The organism is Limosilactobacillus walteri, from assembly GCF_014830205.1.
Taxonomy (GTDB): Bacteria; Bacillota; Bacilli; order Lactobacillales; family Lactobacillaceae; genus Limosilactobacillus; species Limosilactobacillus walteri.
Genome location: NZ_QORN01000002.1, coordinates 58,281 through 71,077, shown reverse-complemented (window position 1 = coordinate 71,077; position 12,797 = coordinate 58,281). Strand labels below are relative to the sequence as shown.

The following is a 12,797-nucleotide window of genomic DNA, read 5'->3' as shown; positions in this document are numbered from 1 at the left end:
GACCTTGCTAAATCGATGTGGTACAATATTGATTTTTGTGTAAAATAAGTGTATGCTAGTCTACAGTGAGGTGAAGGAGTCGTGCCTAATAGCATTGTAGAAATTAAGAAAAAGCTAGACGACCGGATTGGCGAGCATGTATTAGTAAAAGCGCAAGCTGGACGTAAACGTATTACCACCCATCACGGCATCTTAAGTAAGACTTATCCGGCAGTATTTATTGTTCATTTAAATGATGACAAGGGAATGCTGGATCGGGTTTCATATAGTTATACTGATTTATTAACAAGAAATATCTCTATCGCATTTGATGAAGAAGCAGAATAATTTTATTAAAATTTATCTTGCACGAATAAAAACAGCTCTTAGTGTTCAATATCACGAATACTAAGGGCTGTTTGTGTATAATGAATAACTATAGATAAAAACAGTAGTTGCAAGGATTACAGTAGCATTAGTATAATTTAATTAACTAACATTATTATTTAAGGAGGGTTGCCGGATGATAGTTACAGAAAAAGCACCAGCAAAATTAAATTTAAGCTTAGATACTCCCATGCGGTATTTTGATGGTTTTCCCCAGTGGGATATGGTAATGGTTTCAGCAGATCTGGCAGATTATGTAACTGTTGAGACACACCGGCGGCCGGCAACAATTAAAGTTTATACAAATAGTGGCTTTCTGCCCAACGATCAACGTAATTTAGCATACCAAGCAGCTCATATTTTACGAAGTCGTTTTCATCGTAAAGACGGCGTAACCATAAAAATAAAAAAGCAAATCCCTGTTGCTGCAGGATTAGGCGGTGGCTCATCAGATGCGGCCGCAGTTTTACGGGCACTAAATAACATTTGGCGCTTAGGGTTAAGTCTGGCTGAATTAGCTCAGATTGCCTTAACGATTGATTCAGACGTACCTTACTGTGTATATAACAAATTAGCACATGTAACCGGTCATGGAGAAAAAATCGAATTGCTCCCGTCGCAACCTCATTACTGGGCAGTAATTGCTAAGCAGCAAATTAGTGTTTCGACTCCACAAATATTGCGACAAATTGACTATGAAAAAATTAAGCATTTAAACAATACTGAGCTTATTCAAAATTTGAAAGATCAAAATTGGTTAGAGGCAGTAAAGTATATGGGAAATGTTTTGGAACCTTTGACAATGGAGCGGTATCCGGAAATTGGCCGGTTAAAAGACAAGATGAAGAATTTAGGCGCTGATGTTGCACAAATGAGCGGAACTGGCCCAACAGTGTTTGCAATATGCCACACAGAGTCACGCGCAAAAAGAATCCAAAATAGTATTCGCGGATTTTGTCGCGATGTTCATATCGTAACGTTACTATGAGAAGGAAAGCAGGACAAAACTAGCATGTCGAGTTCGTAGTCCTACCTTCGTGCAGCGGGCTAGGTTAGTTCATGGCAAGGTTTATCAGCGTTTGAATTACCAGCCGGCTGCTGCCTTATAACATTTTCTTATTGAAAATAGGAGACTGAGTTTTTTCAGCCTCTTTTATTTTTTCCTGCTCTTTTTATTGCATTTTATGAAAATCTTTTATATGATGTTAATTGTTCTAAATAGTAATCATTACGATTAAAAAGGGAGAAAAGATGAAAAGATATATTATTAGTGTAAGTAGTATTGTTGTTCTATTATTAATAATTCTCGGGCTATCATTTGTACCGTGGAAGTCGTTAGGGAAAAATGAAAAGCCGATTAGGGTTGTAACCGGACTAAATTTTTATGGGGAAGTAGCCCAAAAAGTTGCAGGTAACCATGGAAAAGTAACATCATTTATTAATAATGCCTCGGTCGATCCCCATGATTACCAGCCAAATACTAAACAAGCCCAACAGGTTGCTAACGCTAACATTGTCATTGAAAATGGATTAGGCTATGATAGTTGGGTAAATAAGCTTGTAAAGTCTAGCGATAATCGCAACAAGATTAAGGTAATCAATGTTGCCTCATTGAGTGGTAAACAGGATGGGGACAACGAGCATATTTGGTATAATCCGTCTACAATTAAAAAGTTGGCTAATGATTTAGCAATTCAATACGGCAAAATTGATCCTAAGCATGCAGCGGAATATAAGGCGAATGCTAAAGAGTATTTAGGATCTCTAAGACCACTTGATAACGAAATTGCTAAAGTGAAGAAGAATGTGGATCCAACTAATAATCAAGTAGCAGTTAGTGAACCGGTTTTTGATTATGCCCTAGAAGATGCTGGCTATCAAATTATGGACAAGCATTTTGAAAAAGCAGTTGAAGATGGTAATGATCCATCGCCCAAGGATATAGAGGAGATTCAACAAGCAATCATTAATCACCGAATTGCCTTTTTCGTTGCTAATTCGCAAACCAGCGATAAAGTAGTTGACAATCTTATTAAATTAGCTCATGAAAATAATGTTCCTGTCCTGAAAGTTACGGAAACCAAGCCCAACGGTGATAATTACGCAGCATGGATGTTAAAGCAGTATCGTGCCTTATCAGAAATTCAGCAGAAGGAGAATTAGAAAGAATGACAGTTGTATCAGTTGATGATTTAACGGTTGCGTATGGGAATCACACGGTAATCGATCACTTGAGCTTTACGATTAATGAAGGTGATTTTTTAGTCGTGGTCGGTGAAAATGGTGTTGGAAAGACAACCTTGGTCCGCTCAATGCTTGGGTTCTTAAAGCCCAAAAGCGGGGCAATTATTATTCCGTCAAATACAAAAATCGGGTATGTTCCTCAGTTTCGGAATATTGATGAGGAGTACCCATTATCAATTCGTGATTTCGTTGCTTTAAACACGGAGCCCCGGCTTTTACCATGGCTTACAAAAAAAGAACGCAACAGGGTCGATAGGATGATTCGCGAAAATAATTTAATAAAGATTGCGGAGCGTCCATTAGGCCTAGCATCGGGAGGGGAAAAGCAACGGGCATACCTTGCCCAAGCATTGCTACCTAACCCTAACTTATTAATTCTCGATGAATCAACTGCCAGTCTTGATAATGAAATGAAGTATGAACTGCTTGATCTGGTGAGCCAATTTCAGCAAAATGGGTTAAGTGTGATGTTTATTACGCATGATTGGGATTTGGCACAACAATATGGAACCCGTTTCTTATATATGACGGGAAAATCTTACGAAACAGGCCCGATTAATGAATTGCCTATTCCAACTAAAGGGGGTACAAAGTAGATGCTTACATTGAGCTTTATGCGGCATGCGTTTATTGCTAGTACCTTTATTGCAATTATTAGTGGAATGATTGGTGTCTTTGTTGTCGCCAGAAATCTATCGTTCTTAACGCATACCTTATCAGAAATTGGCTTTGCCGGCGGGGCTTTCGCTGTTTTTGCTGGTTGGCCAGCATTAAATGGGATGATTCTCTTTACGATGCTTAGTTCGGTTATTGTTGGTCAGATGAGCATTAAAGAATCACGGCGGGAAGCTGTTATCAGTGCAGTTTCTGCATTGTTTATTGGAATGGGAATTTTATTCCTATCGCTGAGTAGCCAATCCGCTAGTTCAGCTACCAGTATCCTTTTTGGTAGTGTAGTAGGGATTAGTATGAAGGAAGTATGGCAGTTAATTTATCTTTCTATTCTTGTCCTGGTAATTCTTTTATTATTATATCGCCGGTTAAAATTTGACTCGTTTGATTCAATCGGCGCGCGGGTTAGCGGGATTAACGAGACGGTAATCTCGGTTATCTTTTTGTTGTTATTGGCCTTAAGTGTTAGTGTTGCTGCTCAGATTGTCGGTTCATTATTAATTTTTATCTTGCTGACATTACCAGCAGCGAGTGCTAAGTATTTTACTCATGGGGTTGCGCGGATGATAGTTCTGGCAATTTTATTCTCGTTGTTAGGTACGTGGTTGGGATTATTCTTAGGCTATTTGACTGATTGGCCAGTGAGCTTTTTTATTGCTGTTATTGAAGCTGCTATTTATGTTACAGCCTTGCTTTATAATAAATTTATTGAAGCAAATTAATTTATCGAAGGAAGTGGAAAATAAAATTGCACTTCCTTTTATTTTTTATCCTAAAAGACGAACATTTTATGGTAAAATCAATGTTAATTAATCCTTTTTGAAAGGCAGAGAAGAATTATGAAAATTAGACGAAGCAATCGGCTGGTTGATATGACGCGATACTTGCTTGACCATCCACGGTCATTAGTATCGTTGAAGTTCTTTGGGGAGCGTTATGATTCAGCTAAGTCATCGATTAGTGAAGATCTAGGGATTGTTAAACATACTTTCCAAACTTGGGGCCAAGGGCGGTTAGAAACAATTCCGGGAGCAAGCGGCGGGGCGGTACTAACGCCTTTTTACTCGGAAGAAAATGCCCGTACAGCTATCAATAATTTAGTTGAAAAAGTTAATGACGATTCTCGTTTACTTCCTGGTGGATACGTATACTTATCAGACCTAATCGGGCAGCCTGAGATTCTGCGCCAAATTGGTAAGCTGATCGCAACCCAGTATGTTGAAACGGACATTGATGTTATCATGACCGTTGAGACGAAAGGAATTCCGATTGCCCAGAGTGTTGCAATGTATATGAATAAACCGTTTGTAATTGTCCGCAATAGTTCTCATATTACAGAAGGCCCAACAGTGAGTGTTAATTATGTCTCCGGTTCGGTTCAGCGGATCAAGAAAATGGAATTATCACGTCGTACTTTGTCATCTGGTGCCAACGTCTTAGTTGTTGATGATTTCATGAAGGGTGGCGGAACAATCACCGGTATGAAGTCTTTAATTAAAGAGTTTGATGCTAATCTTGTAGGGATTACCGTTTTTGCTGAAGGTCACCCGGTTAATAGTCAACGATTAGTAGACAATTGCACGTCTTTGATTAAAGTTGAAACAGCAGATGGAGCTGATAAAAAGATTCAGGCTCAACCTGGTAATTTTATGGAAAACGTATTTAGCAAGAAAATGGAGAATTAGAAATGACAAAACGCAATGCAATTATTTTAGCTGCTGGTAAAGGAACACGGATGCGTTCAAAGTTATACAAAGTTTTACACCAAGTATGCGGTAAAACTATGGTAGAACATGTTTTGACCCAACTGGAAAAGGCCAAAATTGAAAATATTATCACGATTGTTGGCTTTGGCGCGGAAACAGTAGAACAACAATTGGGACATCGGACACAATATGCCTTGCAAGAACAACAATTAGGAACGGGGCATGCTGTTATGCAGACTAAAGACCTGTTGGCTGATGAAGACGGTGAAACAATAATTGTTAGTGGTGATACGCCGCTATTTACTGCAGAAACTTTTGAAAAATTATTTGAATATCATGAACAGCGCCATGCTGCCGCAACAATTTTAACTTCAATGGCTCCTGACCCAACAGGTTATGGCCGAATCATCCGTAATGATGTTGGGATCGTTGAGCGCATTGTTGAACAAAAGGATGCTTCACCCGCGGAACAAGCAATTAAAGAAATAAACACTGGTGTTTATTGTTTTGACAACAAGAAACTTTTTAAAGCACTAGCTAGGATTACTAATGACAATGCACAAGGTGAGTATTACTTAACAGATGTGATTGGGATTCTTAAACAAGACAATGAGATCGTGACCGCCTATAAGATGGCTGATTTTGATGAGTCGATGGGGGTAAATGACCGGATTGCTCTTGCGCGGGCTAATAAAGTAATGCGCAAGCGGATCAATACGCATTGGATGCGTGAAGGAGTTTCAATGATTGATCCGGAATCAACCTATATCGATGCTGATGTTAAGATTGGCCGTGATACGGTAATTGAAGGCGGCGTAGTTATCAAAGGTAATACGGTCATTGGTGATGACTGTTACATTGGGGCTGGCTCACGAATTATTGATTCTAAGATTCATGATGGGGTTAAGATAATTTCTTCAACGCTACAAGAAGCGGAAATGCATAATGGCAGTGATATTGGTCCAAATAGTCACCTTCGTCCTGAGGCTGAAATTGGTGAAGATGTTCATATCGGAAACTTTTGTGAAGTTAAAAAAGCTTACATTGGCAAGGGCACCAAGGTTGGTCATTTGACTTATATCGGTAATGCAACTCTTGGAAAAGATATTAATGTTGGTTGTGGCGTAGTCTTTGTTAACTACGATGGGACGAATAAGCACCACACAAATGTGGGGGACCACGCATTTATTGGAAGCAACAGTAATTTAGTGGCCCCTGTTAATATTGCCAAAGATTCATTTATTGCGGCAGGCTCTACGATTACCGATAGTACCGAGCAATATGATATGGCAATTGCGCGGGCACGCCAGATTAACAAAGAAAATTATGCTAAGAAGCTACCTTGGTAACTTGCTTTTTGTTACACTAATTTATATTATGTAAGTGGTAGGTAGTATAACTTTTATTAATCCAGCGGAGGACCTAATGACACAGCAATATTTTGATCAAAATTTAAAAATTTTTGCGTTAAATTCAAACCGACCATTGGCTGAAAAAATTGCTAAGCATGTTGGGGTAGATTTAGGAAAATTATCAGTTAATCGTTTTAGTGATGGTGAGATTCAAATTAACATTGAAGAGAGTGTACGCGGAGATAATGTCTATGTTATCCAATCGACTTCCGCACCGGTCAATGATAATTTGATGGAATTATTGATCATGGTTGATGCGCTTCGTCGTGCTAGTGCTAAGACAATTAATGTAGTAATGCCATATTATGGCTATGCTCGTCAAGACCGGAAAGCACGGAGCCGTGAACCAATCACTGCCAAATTAGTTGCGAACATGTTGCAAAACTCAGGAGTTGACCGAATTATTGCCCTTGATCTTCACGCAGCGCAAATTCAAGGGTTCTTTGATATTCCTGTTGACCACTTAATGGGCGCACCTCTTTTAGCTGAATACTTTATTAATCAAGGAGTTGCTGATAATGCAGTTGTTATTTCACCCGATCATGGTGGAGTGACACGGGCCCGGGCACTCGCTGAATTCTTAAAGTCGCCAATTGCAATCATTGATAAGCGGCGACCACGAGCCAATGTTGCCCAAATCATGAACATTATTGGTGACGTTAAAGGTAAGAAGTGTATCATGATTGACGATATGATTGATACGGCAGGAACAATTAGCTTAGGTTCAAAAGCATTAATGGAAGCAGGGGCAAAAGAAGTATATGCTTCATGTACCCACGCAGTTTTATCGGGACCGGCTATTGAACGTTTGAGTGAATCGCCACTTAAAGAAGTGGTAGTTACCGATTCAATTCAACTACCAAAAGAAAAGCAAATTGATAAGATCAAACAAGTATCAGTTGCTCCGTTAATCGGTGCCGCAATCAAGCGGATTAACGAAAATCGACCTGTTAGTCCCTTGTTTAAACAAGTATTTCAAAGTGCGCAGTTAGAAAAGAACTAAAATTAGAAGTCTTGGCAACATTTATTGTTGTTAGGACTTTTGTTATTTAATGAGTATAATATAGTTAATTAAAAGAAACTAAAGATTAATGAAAGCTAAACAGCAATTATTAATTCATGGTATAATACGATGTGAAATAAGGAGGAGAAAAATGACAACAATTAAGTTTTTCAAAAAAGCAATGGTTGGAACGGCTGCTTTAGCCACTGTTTTCGCATTAGCTGGTTGTGGTAAGCAATCAGCCTCAAGCAGCGATAGTAGTTCTTCCAGTTCATCGTCTGTTCGTTCTTCCGAAAGTAAAGCTTCCAAGGCTTACCGTACAGCTAATAAGCTTATTCAAAACCATGATTACGAAGGGGCATATGAACAATTAAATAATTTAAATGATCATACTGCTCAAACGGAAGCCCTTGCTGATGACCTACAAAGCTATATGGATGCTGAAAAGGCATATAAAAACGGGGACTATGACAGTGCTAAGAACAACTTAAAGTCCCAAAAGTCAACCAGTACGGCAATGAGAAATGCTTATGCTGACTTACAAGATAAAGTAAGTTCTGCTAAGGGATCGGATAAGACCTCTGCGGCATCATCAAGTGTGCAAACAAACAACAATGCTACTGCTACTACCACTAAGAATAGTAGCCAACAAGAAGTTGCTAACCAAGCTGCATCAGATGCTACTAGTGATAATGTTGTTCAACAATTTGCTAATAAGATGGGCTTTAGCGGTTCACAAGGTTACCAGATTATACCAACTGGGAAGACAGGCAATGTTTACAAGTTTGAAGTTCGGCAAAACAATAGTGATAACACCGTTGCTAATTTAATTGGTATTTACCAATACAATAGTCAAACTGGTGCTGTTACAAAGATTGCTTAATAATTTATTGATAATAACGATATACGAGCAAGAGACAGCGAATAAAGAGCTGGTCTCCTGCTTTTTTCGTATGAGGAGGGAAAAGGATGCACCAAGAATCATTATTCAACCAAAATAGTGAAGATAATACGCCCCTTGCCAATCGAGTCCGCCCAACGAATATTGACGAATTTGTTGGTCAACAGCACCTTCTTGGCAAGGATAAGATTTTGCGGGAAATTATTATGAATGATCAATTGTCATCATTGATCTTTTGGGGACCGCCAGGGGTTGGTAAAACGACTTTAGCTGAGATTATTGCTAAGCAAACGAAATCGCACTTTATTACTTTTAGTGCGGTGACAAGTAGTATTCGTGATATCCGCAAAATTATGGAAGAGGCGGAACAAAACCGTGAATATGGTGAACGAACCGTTTGTTTTATTGATGAAATTCATCGTTTTAACAAGGCCCAGCAAGATGCCTTTTTACCTTTTGTCGAACGGGGAAGTATTATTTTAATCGGGGCGACAACTGAGAACCCGTCCTTTGAAATTAATGCTGCCTTGCTGAGCCGATGTCGGGTATTTGTCCTTAATTCTCTTAGTGCTAGGGATATCGAAGAAGTATTACAACGTGCTTTAAGCCACCCGCACGGTTTCCCAGAATTAACAATTGACTGTGAGGAGGGGGTAATTCCGTTAATTGCCCAATTTGCAAATGGCGATGCGCGAATTGCCCTTAACACGTTAGAAATGGCGGTCTTAAATGGTGAACGAGACGGTCGGAATGTAAGCTTAACGATGGCGACGCTCAAACAATTGATTAACACCAAGTCATTACGGTATGACAAGAAAGGGGAGGAACATTACAACATCATTTCTGCCCTTCATAAGTCAATGCGGAATAGTGATGTAGATGCAGCGATTTATTGGTGCTCGCGGATGATTGATGGCGGAGAAGACCCATTGTATATTGCGCGGCGGTTAGTTCGATTTGCAAGTGAAGACATCGGGCTAGCAGACACTAACGCCTTACAGGTAGCGGTTAATACTTTTAATGCTTGTCAATTTTTGGGAATGCCTGAATGTGATGTCCATCTAACGGAATGTGTAATCTATCTTTCCCTAGCCCCAAAGTCCAATGCGGCATATGCAGCTCGGCAAGAAGCAAAACGTGTGATCAAAAAGACGGGGAATTTACCAGTTCCCCTAACGATCCGCAATGCGCCGACAAAGTTAATGAAAGAGCTAAATTACGGCAAAAATTACCAGTATGCGCATGATACTAAGGATAAATTAACCACGATGAAGACGATGCCGTCTGAACTAGCTGGTCAAACTTTCTATCATCCTAGCACACAGGGACGGGAACCACGCTTTCAAGCACGAATGGATCAAATTAATGAATGGCACCGCAAACATGATTAAAAAACGGCAACTGCGTCAGCTTGTAAAAGTAGCTGCAGTTACCGTTTATTTTAGTTTAAGACATATTTTTCGATTGCTTGACCGACCCCATCATGATTGTTATCAGCAGTAGTAGCATTAGCAATCTTTAATGTTCCGGGAATAGAATTGCCCATGGCAACGCCTAAGCCCGCAAATTCAATCATTGAATCATCGTTTTGAGCATTTCCAAGTGCCATTACTTCATCTTGCTTAATCCCGAGCTCTTCGCTAAGAACACGGAGGGCGTTACCTTTACTTGCTTGTTTATTCATGAATTCAAGATAAAAATCTTCGCTTCGCACGATTGAAAAACGCTCGGTCATTGAAGTGGGGAGGTCCTGCCATGCTTTGTCGATCCGTTCTTTTTCATCAACCATCATTGCTTTAGCGATGACGTATTGGTCTTGCATTTTAGAAAGCTCTTCAAAGGTTCGGTAACGGATTGGCATATTAACGAGGTCGGATTCATAAACCGTATAAGGACTAAGGTCCCGATTAATTGTGTAAATATAATCCCGTGTTTCAATTTGTGATTTAACTCCCTCTTTAATGCAGTAAGTTTGCCAATTAGCGTAGTCATCAAAAGACATTGTATAGTTTACAAAGACGTTACCGCTGGTTGATTGGGCAAGTGCGCCGTTAAAGCTAATGACGAATTCATTATCTGAATTGTTTAATCCTAATTGATCAAGATATGCGCGAACGCCAGTCATTGGCCGGCCGGTACATAAAACGATTTTTACTCCGTGCTTGCTTGCTTTTTTAATTGCTGCAACAGTTTTGGGGGTTACTTCTCGTTGGTCATTGATTAAAGTTCCATCAATATCGATCGCTACCATTTTAATTGTCATTATAATTACTCCTTTGGGTTGATAACATGGTTATTTTTAATGTAACTTTGGAATTTTTCGTAAATTGGTTCAAAAATTTCAATACTATCACGTGATTCTAACATTTCTTTTGGGAAAAAGAACCGTTGGTCGCCTGCTTCTCTGCCTGAAACACTTGCAACCAAAGTGCTTACTTGAGAAAGTTCAATGAAATCACCGTTTGGCTGTAATAGCTCAATTTGGGTTTGCGCATTAGAGTCTTGCGGATGGTAGGTATCATACGGCAGCTTAAAACTATCATTGACAGCAGTATAATATTGGCTATTAAAACCAGCAGTTTGGATTAAGTTACGTAAAGTTGGCAAAAGTTCCTGGGTCTTTTTATCATATACGGCCGACTTGAATGGTCGACGGTTAAGGAAACGACTAGCAAGGTCGCTTAAAATGTCATCTCGGGAGTGGGTCCAGTGGATGAAATAGGTCGTTAAGACACCGTCATCAAGGGCAAGATAATCATCTAAGGTAAAATGATTATTGAAAAAAGGCATTAGCATGTGGGGGGTAAATTCCGATTCAAAATCATTCGGGTGTTGGTAGATATATTTTGCCCGCATCAATAAGTGGTCTAAAATCACCTCCATTGAACGGGAAACCGGGTGAAAATAAACCTGCAGATACATTTGCAAACGACTAATAATATAATCTTCTACAGCATGCATCCCTGAAATCTCAAAAGCAATCCCGCTCTTTACTGGCCGCATAACGTGGAGAACCCGGTCGAGGTCAAATTTGCCATAATTAGTCCCCGTATAATATGCATCCCGTTGTAAATAATCCATTCGGTCAGCATCAACTTGACTTGAAATCATTTGAACAACTTGGGGATTATCATAGGTATGGTCGATCACGCTGGCAACCTGACGCGGAAAGTCTGGGGAAACCCGCCGTAAGATTTTGTTGATGTTTGTACTACTATCAGTGATTAGCTGTCGCGTTATCTGTTCATGATTAGTATGGAAAATATGCTCAAAAGTGTGGGAATAAGGTCCGTGCCCTAGGTCATGGAGCAGGGCAGCACATAAGGCGACGGGTCGTTCACGATCGTTCCACAGACCATCGTCTTCTTGCTGGCTAGGGTAGTTGCGTTGAAAATAATTACACATTTGGCGCGTTATTTCGTAGACACCAAGACAATGCCCGAAGCGCGAGTGTTCTGCGCCGTGAAAGGTAAAAGACGAGGTCCCTAGTTGTTTTATGCGGCGTAAACGTTGAAATTCAGGCGTGTTAATCAAATCCATGATTACCTGATTATCAACAATGATTTGCCCGTGGATTGGATCACGAAAAACCTTTTCCCGTCTTAGCTTTTCATCATAGAAGTGGTTCATGTTACTCCTCTTTCTTTAACCGCTCTTGGAGACGGTTCATGCTGATTAATTCTTTGTTTAAGGTTGCGATAAAATCGGCCGACCACATTAGGTTATTTAGGCTCGCATTATTAAGAAGTTTACAAGCTGTTTGAATCTGATGGATTGCGTCTTCAACAGTTAATTGTGTCTGCAGCGCTTGTTCAACGGTCGTCATTGCGGTGGGCCAAACATCTGGGAAATGCCATTTATTTATTTCATCTTGTAAGCCAGCCGCGTAAAAATCACGAATAAGGACCCCGCGTTGTTGTTGGTTACCGCATACGCTAAGATATAACATAACGACAACGCCGAATTTATTCCGGCGCTGTGAAATCCCCCCAATCTTTTGCCCGTGGACACTAATATCGAAACTGCCTGGACAATAAGAATGAATAATTTCACCAACTGCGAGGTGAAGCGCCGGAAATGCAGTTTGGATTAGGTTCACCATCTGTTGATAAGCTTCATCGATTGTTAATTCGTGCCCTAGGAGATGCCACGGGTAAAAAATTGATAAATTTAAGATTCCATTGTCACTAACAACCGCTAAGCCACCTGAATTCCGCATAAAGTAGTGACAACCTCGCTGGTCTAATAAATCAAGGGCCTTTTGGAGGTGGGGAAGTCGTTGGTCTTTTAAGCCCAGAATTACAGTATCTTTAAGGGTCCAAAAGTGAAGCAAAGGATGGGAAAGCTGTCCCGCTGAGCGGAGGAGGGCATTTGTGTAGATAAACGATGAAAGATTATTTGATGGTATTAAGTGCTGGGTAAAGTGCTGAAACTGTTGCGTATTTAAATTAGGCATATGACTTCTTCTTTTCTGTAAAATTATACATTAATAT

General features: G+C 39.9%; 13 protein-coding genes. 10 read left to right on the top strand and 3 right to left on the bottom strand.

Annotated features, from left to right (window positions below):
- Positions 1-81: 81 nt before the first annotated feature.
- The 10 genes from DTK66_RS00665 to DTK66_RS00620 all read left to right on the top strand — a co-directional run bounded on the left by DTK66_RS00665 (position 82) and on the right by DTK66_RS00620 (position 9,695).
- Positions 82-327, top strand: coding sequence for a Veg family protein (locus tag DTK66_RS00665; RefSeq protein ID WP_191667444.1), 246 nt, complete (start codon positions 82-84; stop codon positions 325-327).
- 175 nt (positions 328-502) lie between these two features.
- A complete protein-coding gene (ispE, locus tag DTK66_RS00660; RefSeq protein ID WP_153930757.1) occupies positions 503-1,354 on the top strand; it encodes a 4-(cytidine 5'-diphospho)-2-C-methyl-D-erythritol kinase in 852 nt (283 codons plus the stop codon).
- 263 nt (positions 1,355-1,617) lie between these two features.
- On the top strand, positions 1,618-2,529 hold the full coding sequence (locus DTK66_RS00655) for a metal ABC transporter solute-binding protein, Zn/Mn family (protein WP_191667443.1): 912 nt from the start codon (positions 1,618-1,620) through the stop codon (positions 2,527-2,529).
- Positions 2,530-2,534: 5 nt separating this feature from the next.
- Positions 2,535-3,206 carry an ATP-binding cassette domain-containing protein gene (locus tag DTK66_RS00650; RefSeq protein ID WP_153930755.1) on the top strand — a complete coding sequence of 224 codons (672 nt, stop codon included), beginning with the start codon at positions 2,535-2,537 and terminating at the stop codon, positions 3,204-3,206.
- Positions 3,207-4,004 (top strand): metal ABC transporter permease, encoded by a 798-nt coding sequence (locus DTK66_RS00645; protein ID WP_153930754.1) that lies wholly within the window; start codon positions 3,207-3,209, stop codon positions 4,002-4,004. It abuts the gene before it with no gap.
- A 117-nt stretch (positions 4,005-4,121) separates the two neighbouring features.
- On the top strand, positions 4,122-4,967 hold the full coding sequence (purR, locus tag DTK66_RS00640) for a pur operon repressor (protein ID WP_191667442.1): 846 nt from the start codon (positions 4,122-4,124) through the stop codon (positions 4,965-4,967).
- A 2-nt stretch (positions 4,968-4,969) separates the two neighbouring features.
- Positions 4,970-6,337 carry a bifunctional UDP-N-acetylglucosamine diphosphorylase/glucosamine-1-phosphate N-acetyltransferase GlmU gene (gene glmU / locus DTK66_RS00635; RefSeq protein ID WP_191667441.1) on the top strand — a complete coding sequence of 456 codons (1,368 nt, stop codon included), beginning with the start codon at positions 4,970-4,972 and terminating at the stop codon, positions 6,335-6,337.
- 76 nt (positions 6,338-6,413) lie between these two features.
- Positions 6,414-7,403 (top strand): ribose-phosphate diphosphokinase, encoded by a 990-nt coding sequence (locus tag DTK66_RS00630; protein WP_153930751.1) that lies wholly within the window; start codon positions 6,414-6,416, stop codon positions 7,401-7,403.
- A 151-nt stretch (positions 7,404-7,554) separates the two neighbouring features.
- The gene (locus DTK66_RS00625; protein ID WP_191667440.1) at positions 7,555-8,286 is read left to right on the top strand and encodes a hypothetical protein; all 732 of its coding nucleotides are present in this window, start codon (positions 7,555-7,557) and stop codon (positions 8,284-8,286) included.
- 86 nt (positions 8,287-8,372) lie between these two features.
- A complete protein-coding gene (locus DTK66_RS00620; protein ID WP_191667439.1) occupies positions 8,373-9,695 on the top strand; it encodes a replication-associated recombination protein A in 1,323 nt (440 codons plus the stop codon).
- Positions 9,696-9,745: 50 nt separating this feature from the next.
- On the opposite strand, the gene yidA is transcribed toward DTK66_RS00620, so the two are convergent.
- From yidA to DTK66_RS00605, 3 genes are read right to left on the bottom strand one after another with little or no spacing between them, the layout of a single operon-like run.
- Entirely contained in the window at positions 9,746-10,567 is an 822-nt protein-coding gene (gene yidA / locus DTK66_RS00615; protein WP_191667438.1) for a sugar-phosphatase, read from the bottom strand.
- A 5-nt stretch (positions 10,568-10,572) separates the two neighbouring features.
- Positions 10,573-11,934, bottom strand: a complete 1,362-nt coding sequence (locus DTK66_RS00610; protein ID WP_153929742.1) for an HD domain-containing protein — start codon at positions 11,932-11,934, stop codon at positions 10,573-10,575.
- Between the two features lies 1 nt (position 11,935).
- Positions 11,936-12,760, bottom strand: coding sequence for a lipoate--protein ligase family protein (locus DTK66_RS00605; RefSeq protein ID WP_153929743.1), 825 nt, complete (start codon positions 12,758-12,760; stop codon positions 11,936-11,938).
- Positions 12,761-12,797 lie beyond the last annotated feature (37 nt).